This window comes from Dactylosporangium sp. CA-152071 (assembly GCF_050936335.1).
GTDB lineage: Bacteria > Actinomycetota > Actinomycetes > Mycobacteriales > Micromonosporaceae > Dactylosporangium > Dactylosporangium maewongense.
The window spans coordinates 541,245-561,713 of sequence record NZ_JBNJMZ010000002.1 but is presented as its reverse complement, the minus strand read 5'-3'; the positions used below and the strand labels follow the sequence as shown (position 1 = coordinate 561,713).

The 20,469-nt window shown below is 71.2% G+C and carries 22 protein-coding genes; 19 read left to right on the top strand and 3 right to left on the bottom strand.

Annotated features, from left to right (window positions below; all coding sequences use genetic code 11):
• Positions 1 to 28: 28 nt before the first annotated feature.
• Positions 29 to 259: a hypothetical protein gene (locus ACQEVZ_RS42735; RefSeq protein ID WP_433378470.1), complete on the top strand. Its 231-nt coding sequence runs from the start codon at positions 29 to 31 to the stop codon at positions 257 to 259.
• Positions 181 to 387, top strand: a complete 207-nt coding sequence (locus ACQEVZ_RS42730; RefSeq protein WP_433386058.1) for a putative Ig domain-containing protein — start codon at positions 181 to 183, stop codon at positions 385 to 387. The genes ACQEVZ_RS42735 and ACQEVZ_RS42730 overlap by 79 nt, the downstream gene beginning before the upstream one ends.
• Positions 388 to 427: 40 nt before the next feature.
• Here ACQEVZ_RS42730 and ACQEVZ_RS42725 read toward each other — a convergent pair whose 3' ends face one another.
• Positions 428 to 1,399, bottom strand: coding sequence for an MBL fold metallo-hydrolase (locus ACQEVZ_RS42725; protein WP_433378467.1), 972 nt, complete (start codon positions 1,397 to 1,399; stop codon positions 428 to 430).
• Positions 1,400 to 1,466: 67 nt separating this feature from the next.
• Between ACQEVZ_RS42725 and ACQEVZ_RS42720 the strand changes: the two genes are divergently transcribed.
• The 13 genes from ACQEVZ_RS42720 to ACQEVZ_RS42660 all read left to right on the top strand — a co-directional run bounded on the left by ACQEVZ_RS42720 (position 1,467) and on the right by ACQEVZ_RS42660 (position 14,047).
• Positions 1,467 to 2,999: an AMP-binding protein gene (locus ACQEVZ_RS42720; RefSeq protein ID WP_433378464.1), complete on the top strand. Its 1,533-nt coding sequence runs from the start codon at positions 1,467 to 1,469 to the stop codon at positions 2,997 to 2,999.
• On the top strand, positions 2,986 to 4,137 hold the full coding sequence (locus ACQEVZ_RS42715) for an acyl-CoA dehydrogenase family protein (protein WP_433378461.1): 1,152 nt from the start codon (positions 2,986 to 2,988) through the stop codon (positions 4,135 to 4,137). The genes ACQEVZ_RS42720 and ACQEVZ_RS42715 overlap by 14 nt, the downstream gene beginning before the upstream one ends.
• Positions 4,138 to 4,149: 12 nt before the next feature.
• Positions 4,150 to 5,121 (top strand): acyl-CoA dehydrogenase family protein, encoded by a 972-nt coding sequence (locus ACQEVZ_RS42710; RefSeq protein WP_433378458.1) that lies wholly within the window; start codon positions 4,150 to 4,152, stop codon positions 5,119 to 5,121.
• Positions 5,122 to 5,206: 85 nt separating this feature from the next.
• On the top strand, positions 5,207 to 6,337 hold the full coding sequence (locus ACQEVZ_RS42705) for an LLM class flavin-dependent oxidoreductase (RefSeq protein WP_433378455.1): 1,131 nt from the start codon (positions 5,207 to 5,209) through the stop codon (positions 6,335 to 6,337).
• Positions 6,334 to 7,332, top strand: a complete 999-nt coding sequence (locus tag ACQEVZ_RS42700) for an LLM class flavin-dependent oxidoreductase (RefSeq protein ID WP_433378452.1) — start codon at positions 6,334 to 6,336, stop codon at positions 7,330 to 7,332. The genes ACQEVZ_RS42705 and ACQEVZ_RS42700 overlap by 4 nt, the downstream gene beginning before the upstream one ends.
• Positions 7,329 to 8,861 (top strand): class I adenylate-forming enzyme family protein, encoded by a 1,533-nt coding sequence (locus tag ACQEVZ_RS42695; protein WP_433378449.1) that lies wholly within the window; start codon positions 7,329 to 7,331, stop codon positions 8,859 to 8,861. The genes ACQEVZ_RS42700 and ACQEVZ_RS42695 overlap by 4 nt, the downstream gene beginning before the upstream one ends.
• Entirely contained in the window at positions 8,858 to 9,847 is a 990-nt protein-coding gene (locus tag ACQEVZ_RS42690; RefSeq protein WP_433378446.1) for an LLM class flavin-dependent oxidoreductase, read from the top strand. The genes ACQEVZ_RS42695 and ACQEVZ_RS42690 overlap by 4 nt, the downstream gene beginning before the upstream one ends.
• 10 nt (positions 9,848 to 9,857) lie before the next feature.
• Positions 9,858 to 10,835, top strand: coding sequence for an enoyl-CoA hydratase/isomerase family protein (locus ACQEVZ_RS42685; RefSeq protein ID WP_344504951.1), 978 nt, complete (start codon positions 9,858 to 9,860; stop codon positions 10,833 to 10,835).
• A complete protein-coding gene (locus ACQEVZ_RS42680; protein WP_433378442.1) occupies positions 10,832 to 11,815 on the top strand; it encodes an LLM class flavin-dependent oxidoreductase in 984 nt (327 codons plus the stop codon). The genes ACQEVZ_RS42685 and ACQEVZ_RS42680 overlap by 4 nt, the downstream gene beginning before the upstream one ends.
• The gene (locus tag ACQEVZ_RS42675) at positions 11,812 to 12,126 is read left to right on the top strand and encodes a VOC family protein (protein ID WP_344504948.1); all 315 of its coding nucleotides are present in this window, start codon (positions 11,812 to 11,814) and stop codon (positions 12,124 to 12,126) included. The genes ACQEVZ_RS42680 and ACQEVZ_RS42675 overlap by 4 nt, the downstream gene beginning before the upstream one ends.
• Positions 12,123 to 12,254 carry a hypothetical protein gene (locus tag ACQEVZ_RS42670; protein ID WP_433378438.1) on the top strand — a complete coding sequence of 44 codons (132 nt, stop codon included), beginning with the start codon at positions 12,123 to 12,125 and terminating at the stop codon, positions 12,252 to 12,254. The genes ACQEVZ_RS42675 and ACQEVZ_RS42670 overlap by 4 nt, the downstream gene beginning before the upstream one ends.
• Before the next feature lie 19 nt (positions 12,255 to 12,273).
• The gene (locus ACQEVZ_RS42665; protein WP_344504945.1) at positions 12,274 to 13,002 is read left to right on the top strand and encodes an SDR family NAD(P)-dependent oxidoreductase; all 729 of its coding nucleotides are present in this window, start codon (positions 12,274 to 12,276) and stop codon (positions 13,000 to 13,002) included.
• Between the two features lie 283 nt (positions 13,003 to 13,285).
• Positions 13,286 to 14,047: a tetratricopeptide repeat protein gene (locus ACQEVZ_RS42660; RefSeq protein WP_433378434.1), complete on the top strand. Its 762-nt coding sequence runs from the start codon at positions 13,286 to 13,288 to the stop codon at positions 14,045 to 14,047.
• A 159-nt stretch (positions 14,048 to 14,206) separates the two neighbouring features.
• Here ACQEVZ_RS42660 and ACQEVZ_RS42655 read toward each other — a convergent pair whose 3' ends face one another.
• Positions 14,207 to 14,668, bottom strand: a complete 462-nt coding sequence (locus tag ACQEVZ_RS42655; protein ID WP_433378431.1) for a hypothetical protein — start codon at positions 14,666 to 14,668, stop codon at positions 14,207 to 14,209.
• A complete protein-coding gene (locus ACQEVZ_RS42650; RefSeq protein WP_433386055.1) occupies positions 14,669 to 16,072 on the bottom strand; it encodes a KamA family radical SAM protein in 1,404 nt (467 codons plus the stop codon).
• 144 nt (positions 16,073 to 16,216) lie between these two features.
• Here ACQEVZ_RS42650 and ACQEVZ_RS42645 point away from each other — a divergent pair, with 144 nt between their 5' ends.
• The 4 genes from ACQEVZ_RS42645 to ACQEVZ_RS42630 all read left to right on the top strand — a co-directional run bounded on the left by ACQEVZ_RS42645 (position 16,217) and on the right by ACQEVZ_RS42630 (position 20,421).
• A complete protein-coding gene (locus ACQEVZ_RS42645) occupies positions 16,217 to 18,751 on the top strand; it encodes a sensor histidine kinase (RefSeq protein WP_433378428.1) in 2,535 nt (844 codons plus the stop codon).
• On the top strand, positions 18,748 to 19,158 hold the full coding sequence (locus tag ACQEVZ_RS42640; RefSeq protein ID WP_344504941.1) for a roadblock/LC7 domain-containing protein: 411 nt from the start codon (positions 18,748 to 18,750) through the stop codon (positions 19,156 to 19,158). Before ACQEVZ_RS42645 ends, ACQEVZ_RS42640 begins: the two co-directional genes overlap by 4 nt.
• Before the next feature lie 314 nt (positions 19,159 to 19,472).
• Positions 19,473 to 19,859 (top strand): DUF742 domain-containing protein, encoded by a 387-nt coding sequence (locus tag ACQEVZ_RS42635; RefSeq protein ID WP_425552299.1) that lies wholly within the window; start codon positions 19,473 to 19,475, stop codon positions 19,857 to 19,859.
• Positions 19,840 to 20,421, top strand: a complete 582-nt coding sequence (locus ACQEVZ_RS42630) for a GTP-binding protein (protein ID WP_344504939.1) — start codon at positions 19,840 to 19,842, stop codon at positions 20,419 to 20,421. The genes ACQEVZ_RS42635 and ACQEVZ_RS42630 overlap by 20 nt, the downstream gene beginning before the upstream one ends.
• Positions 20,422 to 20,469: the final 48 nt, after the last annotated feature.

Genomic DNA, 20,469 nt, shown 5'->3' with positions numbered 1-20,469 from the left:
GCCCGCCGGGCGGCGCGACGATCGGGGGATGGTCGAGCCGGATGTCTCGCAGGCGCTGCGGACCGGGCCGTTCGCCGTGGCGTTGGACGTGGCGGTCGAGGCGAGCGGGCTGACCCTGGAGCGGCTCGCCGTGTTGCTGGGGGAGCGTGGTGTCGGGCTGTCCCGGGCCACGCTGTCGTACTGGCGGTCCGGCCGGTCGCGGCCCGAACGCGCCGGGTCGCTCGCCGCGTTGCCGGGCTGCCGACCGGCCTCACCCTGAACCCGTCCACCGGTGTCGTCAGCGGCACCCCGACGACGTTCCAGACCGCGAACGTCACCGTCACGGTGACCGACGCGGCCGGCCGCACCGCGCGGGCGACCTTCTTCTGGTTCGTCATGCCCTTCTGAACCACGCCGGCGCGCCCGGCCACCCCGGGCGCGCCGGCGGTCAGCGGGCGTTGCGGAGCAGGGCCAGGGTGTGCACGAGGGAGAAGCGGCGGGTGCCGCCGCCGAGCTCGTCCCACGGCTTCTTCCACGGCATGCGGCGGGCCACGTCCCAGGCGGTGTCGCCGGCGCCGGCGACGGTCCGGGCCTGGTCGACCTCGGCCTGGTGGAAGGCCTTGAGCTCCTCGGCGCGGCCGCCGACGTCACGGTACGGGAACTGGTGGGCCGGGCAGGCGATCGCGGCGCCGAGGTCCCGGATGCGGTCCAGGGAGCGGAACAGGTCCCCGGCGGGGTCGTCGCCGGGGCGGTTCACGATGGCGAGCTGGGTCGGGCCCTCGGCCATCATCGTGTCGCCGGTGAAGACCAGCCCGCGGGTGTCGAAGTACACGGTGTGCCCGTACGTGTGGCCGGGGGCGGGCAGGGCGCGGATCGTCACGTCGCCGAAGCGGAGCTCGGTGTCGCCGGTCAGCGCGGCGTCCAGGCGCAGCGACTCGTGGTGCTCGGCGACCTTCACCGCGTCGGCGTACATGCCGTCGACGACGTCGTGCGGCGCGCCGGTCAGGTCCAGGGCGGTGCGCAGCTGCTCGAGGAAGCCGCCGCGGACGCGGTGCATCGCGGCGAAGTCGTCGGCGGCGCCCATCATCACCCGGGCACCGGACACGGCGCGGACCTGGTCGGCGAACCCGACGTGGTCGGGGTGGTTGTGGGTGATGAGGACGGTGCAGATCGCCTCGACGGAGTGCCCGATCGCGGTCAGGGACCGCCGGAACGACGCCCAGCAGGACGGGTGGTCGTAGCCGGCGTCGATGAGGACCAGCCCCGCCCGGGTCTCGATGAGGAACACGGTGACGGCCCGCAGCGCGCTGCCGTGCAGGGGCACCGGGACGGCCCACACACCGTCGATGACCTGGGCGGGAGCGGGGACCTCACGGGCGCGGTAGCTGGCGGCGTGCGCCTCGCTCACGGGTATGGACATCGCGGGGGCCCTCCCTTACTGTTGGCAAGAACATACCGGATGGTCGGAATTTAGTTCAAGGAGTCCGATGACCGAGGACCGGACCGGTTTCCGGCTGTGGGCAGCCGCCGAACCGGACTTGTGCGCGATCGTGACCGCCGACGACCGGCGGATCTCCTACGGTGCGCTGTTCGCCGAGGTCAACCGGATCTCGCACGGCCTGCGCACCCGCGCGGGGCTGCGGGTCGGTGACACCGTCGCGGCCGTGATGACCAACAGCCCCGGCATGGTCGCGCTGTACCTCGCGGCGATGCAGTCCGGGCTGTACCTGGTGACCCTCAACTACCACCTGACCGAGCCCGAGGTCGCCCACATCCTCGCCGACAGCGGGGCCAAGGTCGTCGTCGCCTCCGAGCGGGTCGAGACGGTGGTGCGGGCCGCCGCTCCGGACGACACCAAGGTCTACATCGACGGCACGACGATGCACGAGCTCACCGACGGGATGCCGGACACCAGCCCGCAGGACACCCCGGCCGGCTCGCTGATGATGTACACCTCCGGCACCACCGGCCGCTCCAAGGGGGTGAAGCGCCCGCTCAGCGGCATCGACGCGGACACCGGCGCGCGCACCTACGTGTGGCTGTTCGCCGAGTTCGGGATGCAGCGCGCCGCGTTCGGGTCGTGGCTGGTGTCGGCGCCGCTCTACCACTCCGCCAACATCACCCCGGCGATGGGCGCGCTGCACGCCGGCGGCACCCTGGTCCTGATGGACGGCTGGACCCCGAAGGGGTTCCTGCGCCGGGTCCAGGAGCAGCGGGTCACCGGCACCAGCATGGTGCCGACGCACTTCTACCGGCTGCTGCAGCTGCCCCGCGAGGTGCGCGACGGCTACGACGTCTCCTCCCTCGCCTACGTGCTGCACGGCGCGGCGCCGTGCCCGCGGGAGGTGAAGCAGCGGATCCTCGACTGGTTCGGCCCGGTGGTGTACGAGTACTACGGCTCGACGGAGGTCGGCACCACCGTCGCCCGGCCGCACGAGTGGCTCGCCCACCCCGGCACCGTCGGCCGGCCCGCCTCGATCTCCACCCTGAAGATCCTCGACGAGCAGGGCGCCGAGGTCCCCGTCGGGCAGACCGGCATCGTGTACATGCGCCAGGGCAACGACAAGGTCGAATACCACAACGACCCGGGCAAGACCGACGGGGCCCGCCGCGACGGCCTCATGACGGTCTGGGACGTCGGGCACGTCGACGAGGACGGCTTCCTGTACATCACGGGCCGGGCAGCCGAGTTGATCCTGGTCGGCGGGGTCAACGTCTACCCGGCCGAGATCGAGGCTGCGCTGCTCACCCACGAGTGGGTCGCCGACGCCGCCGTCATCGGCGCGCCCGACCCCGAGTTCGGCGAGGTCCCGCAGGCGCACCTGGTCCTGCGCGACGGCGCCCCCGACGGGGACGCGGTCGTCGCGGCGCTGCGGGCGCACCTGGAGACCCTGCTGGCGAAGCCGAAACGCCCGCGCGACTACGTCGTGCACGACGCGCTGCCGCGGGACCCGAACGGGAAGTTGTACAAGCAGCGGCTCAGGCCGGTAGGGGAGGTCACCGCCCATGGACTTCGATGACAGCGACACCGACCTGGCGTTCCGCCGGGAGGCCGGCGCCTGGCTCGACGAGGCGCTGCGGGACGTGCCCGACCAGGAGGAGCTGACCCAGGAGCAGCGCGAGCACTGGTCCCGGGTCTGGCAGGACCGGCTGTGCGCCGGCGACTGGGCCGGGCTGTCGTGGCCGGCCGAGCACGGCGGCCGCGGCCTGGACTCCCTCGCCCAGGCGATCTTCAACGAGGAGGCGGCCGTCCGCGGTGCCCCCTACCCGCTCAACGGCGTCGGCATGATGCTGGCCGGGCCGACGATCATCGCCCACGGCACCCGCGAGCAGCAGGCCCGGCACCTGCCCGGCATCCTGCGCGGCGACGAGTACTGGTGCCAGGGCTTCAGCGAGCCCGGCTCCGGGTCGGACCTGGCCAGCCTGCGCACCGCCGCGACGAAGGTGGACGGCGGCTGGCTCGTCAACGGGTCGAAGATCTGGACGTCCAACGCGCACAACGCCTCCAAGTGCCTGCTGCTCGCCCGTACCGACGCCGCCGCACCGAAACATCAGGGCATCAGCTACCTGCTGGCCCCGATGGACCGGTTCACGGTCCGGTCCCTGGTGATGATCAACGGGGACACCGAGTTCAACGAGATGTTCCTCGACGACGTGTTCGTGCCCGACGAGGACGTGCTCGGTGGGGTCGGCAACGGATGGAAGGTCGCCCTCACCACCCTCGCGTTCGAACGCGGCAGCATGGCTCTGAACCTGTGGGTGTGGGCCCGGCAGGCCGTCGACCGGGTCATCGACGTCGCGGTCGAGCGCGGCGTCGCCGGCGACAGCGCGTTCCTCGACGCGGTCGGCCAGCTGCAGTGCGACGCCGAGGCGGTCCGGATCGGCTCGATGCGGATGCTCGGCGAGACCCAGGCCGGTGGGGTGCCCGGACCCGAGACCTCAGCGCTCAAGAGCCTGTGGGCCGGGGTCGTGCAGACCGCCAACCGGCTCGCGGTGCAGCTCGACGACGGCGGCGGGGTGCTGCTGGACGGCGCGGGCGCCGCCGCCCGGATGCGCCGCTACCTGCGCGCCCGCGCGCACACCATCGAGGGCGGCACCGAGGAAGTCCAGAAGTCGATTCTCGCGGAGCGGGTCCTGCACCTGCCCCGTTCACGCTGAGCGGAGCCCGGCATGCGCGCGACATTCACCCAGGAGCAACTGGAGATCGCCAAGACCGTCCGGTCCCTCGCGGAGGGGGAGGGGGTCACCGCCAGGGACGCCCTCGAGTGCGGCTGGCAGGCCCCGGCGTGTGACGGCCCGTTGCTGGACGACTTCGGTCTCCTCGGGGTGTCGGAGCAGGCCGGTGGCATCGGCTCGGACCTCGTCGACCTGCTCGTCGCCGTCGAGGTCCTCGGCGAGCACCTGGTGCCGAGCCGGTTCCCGGCGCACGCCGCCGCGGTGCAGCTGCTCAGCGGTGCCGGCGGCCCGCTGCCCGAGGACGTCCTCGCGGGGGAGCGGGTCCTCACGCCGGCGATGGACGGCGCGGGTCTGGTCCGGTACGCGGCACAGGCCGACGGCCTCGCTGTGCTGTTGCCGGGCCGGGTCGGGATCGCCCCGGTCGAGGGGGTCGTCGCGCGGCAGTCCCTCGACCCGTCGGTGCCGCTGTCCGACGTCACCCTCACCGAACCGGTGAAGGTCACCCCGGCCGGCACCGGGCCGTGGCGGGCCACCCTGGTCGTCGCCGCCGAGCTGTGCGGGGTCGCGCAGGGCGCGATCGACCTCGCCGCCGAGCAGGCCCGCACCCGCGAGCAGTTCGGCCGGGTGATCGGCTCCTACCAGGGGGTCGCGTTCCAGCTCGCCGACGCCGCGACGGTCCGCAAGGCCGCCTGGGACCTCACGCTGTACGCCGCGTGGGCGGTCGACAACGGCCGGCCCGACGCGGAGATCCAGGTGCACGCCGCGAAGGCCGCGGCGGGCCGGGCCGCGGTCTTCGCCGCCGAACGCTGCATCCAGGTGCACGGCGGCATGGGCATCACCATGGAGGCCGATCCGCACCTGTTCCTGCGCCGCGCGCTCGTGCTCGACGCGGTGCTCGGCGCCGGCTCCTGGCACCGCCGCCGCGTCGGAACCCTGCGGGTGCGGGCCCGTCAGGCGCGGCCCTGACATAGGCGCTGGCCTGCGAACATCTTGCGAATGCCAGCGCGGTACCAGTAACATACCGGCTGGTCGGAATAAACGAGGAGAGATCGTGAAGTTCGGCATCATGAACCTGTTCCCGGTGAACGAAGGCACATCGGACCACCAGGTGCTGCGGGAGACGCTCGACGAGATCCAGCTGGCCGACGAGCTCGGCTTCGACTCGATCTGGCTGGCCGAGCATCACTTCTCCAAGTACGGCATCCTCGGCAGCCCGATCAACTTCGGCATGGCCGTCGCGGAGCGGACCAAGCGCATCACCATCGGCACCGCCGTCCTCGTCCTGCCGCTGCACCACCCGCTGCGCCTGGCCGAGGACATCGCCGCCCTCGACGTGCTCAGCGGCGGACGGGTGTCGATCGGCGTCGGCCGCGGCTACCAGCCGTCGGAGTTCGCCGGGTTCGGCGTGCCGCTGGAGGAGTCGAAGCAGCGCTACCAGGAGACCCTGGAGATCCTGCGGCTCGCCCTGTCGCAGGAGAACTTCTCCTACCACGGCGAGATCTTCCACTACGACAACGTCACCACCTACCCGCGGCCGTTCACCCCGGGCGGGCCGCCGATCCTGCAGGGCACCGTCTCCCCGGACAGCTTCCGCGAACGCGGCGCCGTCGGCGAGTCGATCATCACCTCGCCCAACTTCACGCCGCTGGGCATCATGCAGAAGAACTTCAGCCTGTACCAGCAGGCCATGCGCGACAATGGCTTCGACATCACCACCTACGACCTGCCGTTCATGCAGCAGGTCTGGTGCGGCGACGGCGAGGCCGGCCTGCGCCAGGCCGCGCAGGCCGCGATGCAGTACTACAAGTCGGTCGGCAAGGTCATCCCCGGCTCGGAGGAGGCGATCGAGAAGGAGCGCTCCTACTACGCGGCCGTCGCCAAGAACATCGAGCTGCTGACCCTGGAGCAGACGCTGACCCACGGCGGCAACTTCGGCTCGGCGCAGCAGGTCATCGACACCATCGAGATGCTGCGCGAGCAGCTCGGGATCAACCACTACATCGGCTGGCTGCGGATCCCGACGCTGGACCGCGCGGCCGCGCTGCGTTCCATGGAGGAGTTCGCCGGCAAGGTGATCCCGCACTTCCGTGCTCAGTCCCAGGCCCACGCCCAGCGCCAGGCCCCGTCCCCGTCCCCGTCCCCGTCCCAGTCCCAGGACAAGGCCGCGGCGGTCGTCGGGTGAGGATCAGCTGCTTCCTCAGCGCCCAGTTCGACCCGTCGGCCTCCGCCGCCGACGGCATCGACGACGTGCTCGCCCAGGCGGCCGCGGCCGAGGCGGCCGGGTTCCACGCCGTCTACCTCGGCCACCACTACCTGGCCAAGTCCGCGTTCGTCCAGCCGGTCCCGCTCGCCGGCTATCTCGCCAGCGCCACCAGCCGGGTCCGGATCGGCTTCGGCGTCCTGCTCGCCCCGCTGCTCAACCCGATCGCGCTCGCCGAGGACCTCGCGTCGCTGGACGTGCTGTCCCGCGGCCGGCTCACCGTCGGCCTCGGCGCCGGCTACCGCAAGCGCGAGACCGCCGCCTTCGGTGTCGCGTGGGACGACCGGCTGCGCCGGCTCAGCGACTACGTCCCGCTGCTGCGGGCCCTGTGGAGCGGCGCCACCGTCGACGCGCACGGCAGCTGGGGCGAGGTCCCCGGCGCCTCCCTGGCGCTGCGGCCCGTGCAGCCCGGCGGGCCGCCGCTGTGGATCGGTGCGTTCGCCGAGGCCGCCGTGCGCCGCGCCGCCCGCCTCGACGCCCCGTGGCTGATCGGCCCGAAGGGCGACGACACGGAGCTCGCCCGGCTGCTCGGCGTCTACCGCGACGTCCTCGCCGAACACGGCCACAGCCTCGACCGGGAGTACCCGATGAGCCGTGAGGCGTGCGTCGGCGACACCTACGCGACGGCCGTCGCCGCCGTCCGGCCGCACCTGCAGCGCCAGTACGCCGGCTACAAGTCGTGGGACGACGCCCAGGCCATCGACGTCGACCGGTACCTCGCCGAGGACTGCCTGGTCGGGTCCGCGGACGAGATCGTGGCGAAGCTGCGCCGCTGGGAGACCGAGCTCGGCATCACCGAGGTGTCACTGCGGCACCAGTTCGTCGGCGCCGGCCAGGACGAGGCCATGGAGCAGCTCGCCCGCTTCGGCGCCGAGATCATCCCGCGGGTCACCACCCCTGCCGAGGTGACGACGTGAGCAACCTTGCCCGCATCCTGGAGCACCGCGCCGCCGACCGGCCGCGGGTGCCCGCACTGTACGGCGACGACGGCCGGTCCTGGACGTTCGAGGAGGTCGACCGGCTCGCCGGGGGCGTCGCCACGGCCCTGCGCGCCGAGGGGATCGGCGCGGGCGACCGGGTCGCCTGCTACCTCACCAACGGCCCCGAGATCGTGTTCTTCCTGTTCGGCGCCTGGAAGATCGGCGCCGTCCCGGTCACCGTCAGCAGCCTGTACAACGCCGCCGAACTCGCCGAGTCCCTCACCAAGACCGCGCCCCGGCTGCTGGTTGTGGACGACCGGCGCCCGGACGTCATCGCGGGGCTGCTCGCCGGCGGCCCGGGCATCGAGGTCCGGTCCGTCGGCGGGACGGTCGCCGGGGTGCCCGACCTGGCCTGGCGGCAGCAGGTGAGCGTGCCCGCCGTGGACGTCGCCGGCGACGCCGAGGCCTGCATCCTGTCCACCGGCGGCACCACCGGCCGGCCGAAGTCGGTCAGCGTCACCCACGGCGGCACCCGCGCCTCCCTCGAACGCCTCGCCCGGGTCTCCACCGGCAGCGACGCCGAAGGCACCGCCGCCACCGACGCCAAGGCCAACCTCATCGCGCTGCCGCTGTTCCACAGCGGGGGCCAGCACTCGCTGCTCTTCGCGTTCTTCGTCGGCCGGCCCGCGGTCGTCTGGGAGCGGTTCGGCGTCGACCGGCTCGCCGAGCTGATGGACCGGTTCGCGTTCGACAACTTCTTCTTCCTGCCCACCATGGTCTTCGACATCGTGCACTCCGACCGGGACCTGCCCTTCGCAGGGGTCAAGTCCGTCCTGGTCGCCGGGCAGGCGATCTCGTGGCCGGTCCGGCGCGCCTTCGAGGAGCGCTACCACGTGCCGATCCTGGTCAACTACGGCTCGACCGAGGCCGGCCACATCGCCGGCTGGAACGGCCGCGACATGAAGGCCGGCCGGTGGAAACCCGGCTCAGCCGGCCGGGTCTACCCCGGCGTGGAGCTGGAGATCCGCGACGGCGACGGCACGGCCCTGCCGACCGGCGCCGAGGGCGAGGTCGTCGTGCGGTCCGAACTGACCAAGGGCTACGTCGACGACGCCGAGGCGTCCCGCGAACTGGTCCAGGACGGCTGGGTGCACACCGGCGACATGGGGTACGTCGACGCGGACGGCGTGCTGTTCCTCGTCGGACGCAAGCGCGACATGATCAAGTGCGGCGGGTTCCAGGTGTGGCCCGAGGAGATCGAGGACGAGCTGCGGGAGCACCCGCTCGTCCACGACGTGCGGGTGCTCGGCCGGCCCGACGACCGGCTCGGCGAGATCCCGGTGGCGCTCGTCGTGCGCGCCGCCGACGACACCGTCCCCGACGGCGAGCTCGCCGACCGGATCGTCGCGTTCGCCCGGGACCGGCTCGCGCACTTCAAGACACCGCGGCGGATCGAGTTCGTGCCCGAGCTGGAACGCAGCAGCACCGGCAAGATCAGCCGGGCCGCCGGAGAGGGGCACCGATGAAGTTCGGGATCATGGCGTCGCACCAGTACCCGCACGGCGACGACCTCGGCAAACACCTCAGCGACCTGTTCGGCACCGTCGAACTGGCCGCCGAGCTCGGCTACGACTCGGTCTGGACGATCAACCACTTCCAGTCCAACCTCAACACCCCGCAGCCGATCTCGATGACCGCGAGCCTCATCCCGCGCTCCGGGAACATGCTCATCGGCACCGGCATCCTGCTGCTGCCGATGTTCCACCCGGTGCACATCGCCGAGGAGTTCGCCACCCTCGACCACCTGTCCGGCGGCCGGGTGATCCTCGGTGTCGGCGCCGGCTACCGCGAGAACGAGTTCGCCGCGTTCGGCATCGACCCCGAGACCCGCTTCCGCCGCCTCGACGAGAGCCTGCGGCTCATCCGGGCGCTGTGGGGCGGCGAACCGGTCACCACCGACGGCGAGTTCTACCCGCAGAAGGACGCGACCATCGGCATCCGGCCGCTGACCCCTGGCGGGCCGCCGATCTGGATCGGCGCCGGCGGCAAGAAGGCGGTCCGGCGGGCCGCCCGGCTCGGCGACGCCTGGTACGCGCCCGGCAACTCGCCGAGCCGCCGGTTCCTGCCCGAGCACCTCGCCGTCTACAACGACGCCCTCACCGAGTACGGCCGCGACACGTCCCGGATCTCCCGGCCCGTCGGCGTCGAGCTGTACTGCGCCCCGACCACCGAACGGGCCGTCGAGGAGGCGCTGCCGCACGCCCGGGTCGAGTACTCCACCTACGCGGAGTACCCGGCGCTGCGCTGGCAGCGCGACCGCTTCGACGAGCTGGTCCGCAACACCCTGCTGCTCGGCTCGCCCGAGTTCCTCATCGAACGCATCAGCGCGCTGCGCGACCTGGGCTTCGACCATCTCATCTTCCGGCCCGGCTGGCTCGGTATGCCCACCGGGCAGGTCCGTGCCTCCCTGCGCCTGTTCGCCTCCGAAGTGTTCCCCGCCTTCCGTCAGTAAGGAATCCGCCGTGAAGAAGACCGAAGCCGAGCTGCTGGAAAACCAGTGGGACGTCGAGAACATGGAGGTCGACCCGGAGGTCCTCGCCAAGTACGTCCGCTACGACGTCGACGAGGCGCGATCCGTCGCCACCATCACCTTCGACCGCCCGGACCGGCTCAACGCGATCCCGGTCGCCGCGTTCGAACGGGTCGGCGACCTGGTCCGGGAGGCCGAGGCCGACGACCGGGTCAAGGTGATCGTGTTCAAGGGCGAGGGCGAGCACTTCGGCACCGGCGCCGACGCGGCCGAGCTCGGCCACTACATCGGCTACAAGTCCGGCACCGACAAGGCCTCGCGGCGCCGCCCGGCGCAGCGGCAGCGGATCCTGCCGGACCGCAACGTGCTCAGCTCCGGCTTCACCCGGCCCATCATCGAGTCGCTGAAGGCCACCATCTGCCAGGTCCAGGGGTACTGCTACGGCGGCCACTTCCAGATCGCGCTGTCCGCCGACATCGTCATCGCCGCCCCCAACGCCCGCTTCACCCACCCGGCGTTCCGCTACCTCGGCCCTGCGCCGCAGGACATGTACCACTGGATCGAGAAGGTCGGCCTGACCACGATGAAGGACGTCATGCTCACCATGCGCGCCATCGGCGCCGAGGAGGGTGAGCGCAAGGGCCTCGTCACGAAGGTCGTGCCCCTCGAAGACCTGCAGCGCTGGACCGACGACTACGCCGACGCGATCGCCGTCATGCCCCTCGATTCGCTGATGATGGGCAAGTCGATGATGCAGGTCGTCATGGAGGCCCGCGGCAAGGGTCTCGGCGCGATGACCGGCTGGGTCGGGCACGGCTGGGCCACCAACGTCAGCTTCGAAGACGGCGACTGGAACTTCCTCAAGGAGCGCCGCGAGAAGGGCATCCGGCAGGCGCTCGAGGACCGGGACCGGATGGTCGCGCCGTACTTCCGGCTCAGCGAGTCCCGTTCGCAAGAGGAACCCGCGTGAAGTTCGGCATCCTGCTCGACCACCAGTACGAGCCCGGCGACGACCTGCACCGGCGGACCGGCGAGATCGTCGAGTACGTCCAGCACGTCCGCGACCTCGGCTACGACTCGGTCTTCGGCATCCACCACTACCTGTCGTCGCTGTCGACGCCGCAGCCGCTGCCGCTGCTGTCCCGGCTCATCGACCACTCCGGGACGATGGAGCTCGGCACCGGCATCCTCATCCTGCCGCTCGGGCACCCCGTGCACTGGGCCGAGGAGATCGCCACCATCGACCAGATGTCCGGCGGCCGGTTCGTCCTCGGCATCGGCTCCGGCTACCGCGACGACGAGTTCGCCTCGTTCGGCATCGAACGCCGCACCCGGGTGTCCCGGATGAACGAGTCCCTCGACGTGATGCGGCAGCTGTGGACCGGTTCGCCGGTGAACCACAAAGGGCAGCACTTCTCGTTGGACGGCGTGCGGTGCAGCGTGCTGCCGGTGCAGCGGCCACACCCACCGGTGTGGGTCGGCGCCAACGGGCCGATCGGCATCGCCCGGATCGCCCGGCAGGGGCTGCCGTGGCTCGCCCCGTCCAACGTGCGGCGCAACTGGGCCGTCGGCAACCTCGCCGACTACCGCGCCGCGCGCCTGGAGGCCGGGTTCACCGAGGACGGCGCGGTCTTCCCGATCCACCGGGACCTGTGCGTCGCGGACTCGTTCGACGACGCCTACGCCATCGCCGGCGACGCCGTCCAGCGCTCCTACGGCGAGTACGTCCAGTACGGCATGGACTACTTCGAGACCCAGTGGGAAGGCATCAAGGAGAAGGCGCTGTTCTTCGGCTCGCCCGACGACATCGCCGCGAAGGTACAGGACTTCGCCGACGCCGGCTTCAACCACTTCGTGTTCCGGGCCCAATGGCTCGGGCTGCCGATCGCCCGCTCGATCGAGATCGTCGAACGCTTCGCCCGCGAGGTCATGCCGAGGTTCCGCCCATGAAGATCGGTCACGTCATCGTCCCCGCCGACGCGCTCGACGCGCAGCTGGCGTTCTACACCGCGCTCGGGCTGACGACCCGGTTCCGCGACGGCGACCGGTACGCCGCGGTCACCGACGGCACGGTTACCATCGGCCTCGCCGACGCGTCGCAGCAGCCGGTGCCCGGCCGGACGGTGCTGAGCATCCAGGTCGACGACCTCGCCGCGCTGGGCTACTCCGGCGACGACGTGGTGACCGGGCCGCACGAGCGGCGCGTGCTGGTCACGGACCCGGGCGGCAACCCGGTCGTGCTGTACGAGCGGCTGCCGTGACCGGGGTCCGCGGCGGGCCCGCCGGCCGGCTGGGCGATGATCATCAGGTCGAGGCGGTCACCGCCGACCTCAGCTCGGTCAACCGACCGTACGAGGCCCACGCGGGCCTGCGTATCACCGACATCTGAACTCACGACAGGAGCCTTGGTGGATCTCACCAACACCGCCGCCATCGTCACCGGCGCCGCGTCCGGCCTCGGCGCGGCCACCGCCGCCGCGCTGACCGCGGCGGGCGCGACCGTGCACGGCTTCGACCTGGCCGACTTCGACGGCATCCAGGTCGACGTGACGGACCCGGACGCGGTCCGGGAGGCGGTCGCGGTCGCCGCGGGCGGCCCCGAACCGCTGCGGGTCGTCGTCAACTGCGCCGGGATCGCCCCGTCGGCCCGGATCCTCGGCCGCGGCGGGGTGCACGACCTCGCGATGTACGCCAAGGTGGTGCAGGTCAACCTGATCGGCACGTTCAACGTCATGGCCCTCGCGGCGGAGCGGATCGCGGCGACCGAGCCGGACGCGCACGGCCAGCGGGGCGTCATCGTGAACACGGCGTCGGTCGCCGCGTACGAGGGGCAGATCGGGCAGGCGGCGTACTCGTCGTCGAAGGGCGGCATCGTCGGTCTCACCCTGCCCGCCGCCCGCGACCTCGCCCAGCACGGCATCCGGGTCATGACGATCGCGCCGGGGATCATGTTCACCCCGATGCTGGAGACCGTGTCGGAGGAGTACCGGGCCGGTCTCGCCGCCGGTGTGCCCTTCCCGGCCCGGCTCGGCACCCCGGCCGAGTACGCGGCGCTGGCCCTGTCCATCGTCGCCAACGACTACCTCAACGGTGAGGTCATCCGCCTGGACGGCGCCCTGCGGATGGCGCCCCGCTGACTGGTTGCCGCGGCGCTGGGATCGCGCCGCGGCGACCTGGCCGGGTCGGGTGCGGTTCGACCGCCGCACCCTTCACGGCCGGCGATCGTGGTCCGGTCGGGTTGCGCGCCTGGCCGGACCACCGTCGTGTCCGCGATGTCGACAGGCGCGGGCGGTCCGCCCTGACCAACCCTGCATCCTAGGAAGCCGTACGCGGTGAGCGCTCTGCCATAGGGTGTCCGCCGTGGACGCCGAGGATCTTGACTACCGCACCCGGACACACACCGGCTGCATCCCGCCTCACGTGGTGACACGCCTGATCGAGCTCGGACACAACGACGAGGTGGAGCTGCAGGCGGGTCGCGGGGAGTGGTTCTGCGCGCTGGAGCTGGCCTGCAGGCGTCCGGAGCGGGCGGCGGCGCTCCTGGCCCCGTTCGTGGCGACGGGCTGGTGGACGGCGGTCAGGGCGATGGCGGAGCTGCTGGAAGGGCAGGACCGGATCGAGGAGCTGCGGTCCTATGCTGCGGCTGATCATCACGGGCACGCCGCGCGACGACTCGCAGAGCTGTTGGAGGAGCGCGGCGACGTGGAGGGCGCGATCGCCGCCTACCGGGACCTCGGCGACTCGGGGTCCAGCCGGCTCAATTGCGCGTCGTACCTCGCCGAGCTGCTGGTGCGGCACGGCCGTCCCGACGAGGCGACGGAGGTGCTGCGGGAGCTCGCTTCGACGGTCCGGGACGACTGGAGCGTCGACACGCTGTGCGCGCACTACGCGGCCCATGGGAGTGCCGAGGACGGACTGGCGTTCCTGGATGACCTCGGTGACGACGATTGGGAGTACTTCAGGATCCGGCTGGAGCTGATGGCGGGGTGCGGTCGCCTCGATGAGGCGCTCGAACTGGCCCGGGCCCACCCGGAAGGCGGCACCGACTACGCGGCTGAGACCGTCGCCGGGCTGCTCGCCGGTGCCGGACGTACGGGCGAGGCGGTCGACGTCCTTGAGCGCCGTGACCCCGGCTGGGTATGTCACCCCTCGCCGGCTACCTCATCGACCTCGGGCGGGTGAAGGACGCCGTGGCGCTGCTGCAACGGCCGCGGACCAGACCGGCCTGGGCCGACCTGCCGACATTCCAATCCTAGCGTCCTAGGATGCCATAGTCGACGTGGCTGTCGCCACGCCAGAACAAAGACATGCCGCTGCGCGGCAGACTTCCGTTTTCCTTGCTCAGGGACCGCTGCTCGGCGCCGTCTGTGGGCCCTGGGTGCTCTGAGGGCTCTGTGGGCCGGAGCGTTGCGTGAGCGGGGACTGGCAGGCGACGACCGCTTCGAGGTGCCAGCCGAGGGGCTCGTGGGAGCGGAACGTGAGCACGGCGACGGTGTGGGCCTTGGCGTCGAATGCGATGTCGATGCGGTCGGGCTGTTCGTACACCGTGTGGAGGCCGGCGAGGAGGGCCTTGGAGCGGACGGTGGCCCAGGCGGTCGCGAGTTGTTCGGGGGTGCGGGTTTCGCGGCTGGTGGGGGCGGCGGTCGCGTAGGCGGCGGCGACGTGGGTGCCGGATGCGCACTGGAGGCGGCCCGCGGGGTCGGGGCCGGTGTCGCCGGAGCCGCCGTCGATCGAGTTGATGTACAGGATGACGACGGCCGCGGCGAGGCTTACTCCGAGCAGGCGCAGGAGGTTACGGCGCACTCACCCAGCGTAGGCGACGAGGGGGAGTTGTGCTTCGGCTCGCCATTTGGCGATGCCGGAGGCGGGGAGGGTGTCGATGGGGTCGTAGTACGGGTAGGTGCGGTCGAGGTCCATGGAGGAGTCCTCGATGCTGGTGCGGTAGTTCTTGGTCCAGTAGGTGATGCCGCGTTCGCGGTCGTAGTCGGTGACCATGTGGACCCAGCGTTTGCCGACGAAGGGGACGTCGCAGACGATGCGGGGGGTGGCGTAGCCGGGGAGGTAGCCCATGATGTCGTGCTGGAGCTGCTGGGCCTGCCAGACGGCGACGCGCCAGTGTTCGGCGTTGGGGATCATGTCGCACATGTAGAAGTAGTAGGGCAGGATGCCGGCTTCGCCTTGGAGGGCGAAGCAGAGGTCGAGCAGGTCGGCGGCGGTGGCGTTGACGCCGCGCATGAGGACGCCCTGGTTGCGGACGTCGCGGACGCCGACCTCGAGGGCGGTGTGGGCGGCGCGGGCGACGAGTGGGGTGAGGGATTGGGCGTGGTTGACGTGGGTGTGGATGGCGAGGTTGACGCCGCGGCGGGCGGCGGTGCGGGCGACGCGTTCGAGGCCTTCGACGACGGTGGGTTGCAGCCAGTGCTGGGGGAGGCCGGCGAGGGCTTTGGTGGCGAGGCGGATGTCGCGGATGGTGTCGATGTTGAGCAGTCGCATGAGGAAGGTTTCGAGCTGGGGCCAGGGGACGTTGGCGACGTCGCCGCCGGAGACGACGACGTCGCGGACGCCGGGTTGCCCCTTGAGGTAGTTGATCATCGCGTCGTAGCGGTCGACGGGTTTGAGGGTGAGTTTGAGTTTCGCGACTGTGGGGGTGTTGTTGCCGACGAGGTCCATGCGGGTGCAGTGGCCGCAGTACTGGGGGCAGGTGGACAGCAGTTCGGCGAGGACTTTGGTGGGGTAGCGGTGGGTGAGGCCTTCGGCGACCCACATGTCGTGTTCGTGGAGTGAGTCGCGGGTGGCGTGGGGGTGGGAGGGGAAGTCGGTGAGCCGGTCGGAGGCGACGGGGAGCATGTAGCGGCGGACGGGGTCTGCGCGCAGGGTTTTGTCGGTGATCTCGCCGGTGGGGACCATGGTGTTGATCATGTGGGGTGGGACGAGCATCGACATGGTGGCCTGGGTGGCCTGGTCGAGTGCGAGGTCGTCGTAGAAGTCGGCGGTGATGAGGTCGCCGTAGACGGTGCGGAGCTGGTTGATGTTCTTGACGCAGTGGGCCCGCTGCCATTGGGCGGATTCCCATTCGTCGCGGGTGACGTCTCGCCAGCCGGGGAGGCGTCGCCAGTCCGGCTCGACGAGCTCGTGGCGTTGATACGCGTACGGCTGCACGACACACCTCCAGAAATCCTGCGCTAGAACTGTCACAGTAGCGAAAATTCTCCGGCTTTTCGAGTCTGGGCGGGAGGATCTTCTGTCTGTCATCCGGCTGGTCAGGAAACGGGACCCGCGGACATGACGGTCGGTCACGTCGCGACCCGCTTACGGTGGCGGTCCGCAACCGAACCGCACCCGAGGTCCTTGATGATTAACCGTTGGTCCATCCGCGCGAAGATCACGGCGATGCTGGCGATCCCGATCGTCATGCTCATCGCGATCTGGTTGTTCGCGGTGAGTTTCACCCTGCAGCCGGCACTCGACCTGCGGAACTCGAAGCTGGTCAGTGACAAGGTCACGGAGCCGGCCGAGGCGATGGTCGAGGAGCTGCAGGTCGAGCGGCAGCTGACGACCGTGTACATCGCCGGCGGCCGCAAGAACAGCGTGGCGCTGCGGGAGCAGCGGGCGAAGACGGACGTGGAGGTCGCGGAGTTCCGTGACCTGAGCTCCGACAAGGACTTCCTGGCGGTGGCGAGCGACGAGACGAAGGCGGCGATCGCGACGTCGGTGAAGGCCGTGGACGGCCTGGCGGCGCTGCGGCAGCTCGCGGACGGCTCGGGGCAGTCGAGTCAGGTGCGGCAGGCGTACTCGCAGGTCATCACCGGCACGTACGGCATCCCGGAGTCGGTGACGAACCACCAGTCGTCGGAGGTGACGGAGGAGGCGACGGGTGTGTTCGTGCTCGGCCTGTCCCGTGACCTGTTCTCGCAGGAGGACGCGCTGGTCACGGAGGCGGCGGTGAGCGGCGCGTACACGGCGCAGGCGCACACGGAGCTGGTGGCGTTGATCGGTCAGAAGCGGCTGATCCTGCCGTACGGTGTGACGCTGCTGCCGGAGGAGACGCAGGAGCGGTTCGGTGCGATCTCCGGTGGTCAGGCGATGTCGAAGCTGACGCAGCTGGAGAACCAGCTGCTGGGGACGGCGCCGGGGTCGGCGGAGTCGGCGGGGATCGACCTGCAGGCGTGGCGGTCGGCGTTCGACCCGGTGAACGTGGAGCTGAGGAACTTCCGGGCGCAGGTGCAGCGGCACAACGTGCAGGCGGCGCAGGACGCGGCCGACGCGATCTTCTGGCGGCTGGGTGTCGCCGGTGTGCTGGGTCTGCTGGCGGTGGTGCTGTCGCTGTTGCTGTCGGTGCGGATCGGCCGGTCCCTGGCGAGGCGTCTGGACGGGCTGCGGGTCGCGGCGCTGGAGCTGGCGGACGAGCGGCTGCCGTCGGTGGTGTCGCGGTTGCGGCGGGGTGTGCAGGTGGACGTGGCGGTGGAGGCGCCGCCGTTGCGGCTGGGCACGGATGAGATCGGTCAGGTGGGTGAGGCGTTCAACTCGGTGCAGCGCACGGCGGTCGCGTCGGCGGTCGAGGAGTCGTCGGTGCGGCAGGGGATGAACGAGGTGTTCCTGAACATCGCCCGCAGGTCGCAGACGCTGTTGCACCGGCAGTTGTCGTTGCTGGACGGGATGGAGCGGCGGACGTCGGAGCCGGATGACCTGGCGGACCTGTTCCGGGTCGATCATCTGGCGACGCGGATGCGGCGGCACGCGGAGGACCTGGTGATTTTGGCGGGTGCGGCGCCCGGCCGGGGTTGGCGGAACCCGGTGTCGGTGATCGACGTGGTGCGTGGCGCGGTGTCGGAGGTCGAGGACTACGCGCGGGTGCAGGTGCAGCAGATCGGTGAGGGTGCGGTCGTCGGCCGGGCGGTCGGTGATGTGATCCACCTGCTGGCTGAGCTGATCGAGAACGCGACGGCGTACTCGCCGCCGCACACGCGGGTGAACGTGACGGGTCAGCTGGTCCCGAACGGTTTCGTGATCGAGATCGAGGATCGTGGGCTGGGGATGTCGGTGGAGGCGATCGCGGAGGCGAACCGGCGTCTGGTGGAGCCGCCGGAGTTCGACCCGGCGAACAGTGCCCGGCTGGGGTTGTTCGTGGTGGCGCAGTTGGCGGTGCGGCACGGGGTGCGGGTGGTGCTGCGGTCCTCGCCGTTCGGTGGGGTGACGGCGGTGGCGTTGCTGCCGACGGACCTCGTGGTGGCGCAGCCGTCGAAGGTGCCGTCGCCGTTGCCGCCGGGTGCGCCGGCGGACCTGTCGAACACGCATGAGATGCAGGTGGTGGCGCGGGAGCCGTTCTCGTGGTTGCCGCACGAGGGTGCCGGTGAGGGTGCCGGTGAGGGTGCCGGTGAGGGTGGGGAGCACACGCAGGTGCTGCCGGCGTCGTCGATCGGGCAGCGGCCCGCCTTGTCGGTGGTGCAGTCGGTGGTGCAGTCGGTGGTGCGGTCGGCGGCGCGGGACGATGAGGCGGCGGCGGGTGGTGTACCGGATGGGCGGCGGTCTGGTCCGGGGCCGTTGCCGCGGCAGCGGCCGGCCGGCCGGGACGGTGGTGCGGGTGCGCCGGGTCCGCGGGCGGCGGCGGCCGCGGGTGAGGCGTCCGACGGGCCGCGGCCGGGGGGTCCGCGGGGGTTGCCGAAGCGGGTGCGGCAGCAGAGCCTGGCGCCGCAGTTGCAGCAGGACTCGACGGCGGCGGCTGACGTCGAGGACGTGGAGGTGCCGGAGGCGGGCCGGTCGCCGGAGCAGTTGCGGCGGATGATGTCGTCGTTCCAGGCGGGGACGGCGCGGGGCCGGCATGCGAGTGCCGGTGACGGTGACAGCGATGACCGGAGCAGCACGGGCCGTGACGGGGTGGCGGGATGACGGCGGCGCAGGGAAGTAACATCGGCCTGAACTGGCTGCTTGACGACCTGGTGGATCGGGTGCCGTCGGTGCAGCGGTCGGTGGTGTTGTCGGTGGACGGGTTGATGATGGGCGCGTCGAAGGGCCTGTCGCAGGAGGATGCGGAGCATCTGTCGGCGGTCGCGGCGGGGTTCCAGAGTCTGGCGCGGGGTGCGGGGCGGCATTTCGGTGGTGGCCCGGTCCGGCAGACGATCATCGAGATGGAGTCGGCGTTCCTGTTCGTGACGGCGGCTGGTCGTGGTGCGTGTCTGGCGGTGCTCGCGGAGGCGGACGCGGACATCGGTCTGATCGCGTATGAGATGGCGATGCTGGTGCAGCGGGTGGGGCAGAACCTGTCGACGTCGGTGCGTCCGGCGGCCGGCGGATGACGACGCCGCCGGGCCGGCATGCGGCCGGTCAGCCGGACCGTGGTGATCCTGGTCGTGACCCTGGTCGTGACCCCGGTCGTGACCCCGGTCGTGACCCGGGCCGGGATCTGGGTCTTGAGGTGGGCCGGGAGGTGCCGGGGCGGGCCGAGCAGCAGTGGGTCGAGCAGCAGTGGGCGGAGCAGCAGCGCGCCGACCAGTACCGGGCGACCTGGTCCGCGCAGGGTGCGCCGGGTGGGCCGGGTGGGCCGGACGGGCAGTTCGAGCACGGCGGCGGGTCGGGGGAGCACACGTGGCCGGAGCAGCGGCGCGGTGACCTGTCGGCGGAGCCGTGGACGGACCACACGTGGGTGGACCGGGACGCGGGTCCGGTGGTCCGCCCGTACGCGATGACCGGTGGGCGGGTGACGCCGGTGTCGGGGTCGTTCGACGTGGTCGCGATGGTCGTGGCGAACCGGGCCGCGCTCGCCGATGTCGGGTACGGGCTGCAGCCGGAGCATCGGGCGATCCTCGCGTACGCGCGGGACCCCCTGGCGGTGGCGGAGCTGGCGTCGCACCTGGATCTGGCGTTGGGCGTGGTGCGGGTGCTGCTGGGTGACCTGCTGGGGCAGGGCCTGATCGAGATGTACCACCCTCCGGCGGCGGGCGAGTTGCCGAGCGAGAGCATCCTCAAGGCGGTGATCAATGGACTACGGGCGCTCTAGCCGGCCGGTTCCGACGGCGATCAAGATTCTGGTCGCGGGTGGGTTCGGGGCCGGGAAGACGACCCTCGTGGGTGCGGTGAGCGAGATCCGGCCGTTGCAGACGGAGGAGTCGCTGACGGCGGCCGGGGTCGGCACCGATGACCTGACCGGGGTGGAGCGCAAGTCGACGACGACGGTCGCGATGGACTTCGGGCGGATCACGATCGGGCAGGACGTGGTGCTGTACCTGTTCGGGACGCCGGGTCAGGACCGGTTCTGGTTCCTGTGGGACGAGCTGGCGTTGGGTGCGTTGGGTGCGGTGGTGCTCGCGGACACGCGCCGGTTGGCGGACTGCTTCCCGTCGATCGACTACTTCGAGCGGCGGGGGACGCCGTTCGTGGTGGCGGTGAACTGTTTCGACGACGCGTCGTCGTACACGGAGGCGGAGGTGCGGGAGGCGCTGGATCTGGACGGGCATGTGCCGTTGCTGTTGTGTGATGCGCGGGACCGGGAGTCGAGCAAGGCGGTCCTGATCGGTCTGGTGGAGCATGTCCTGACCCTGTCCACCGCCCGTTCACGGTAGTATTTCCCGCACTGTGGCTGGTGTGCCGGAAAATCTTCGGCTAACTTG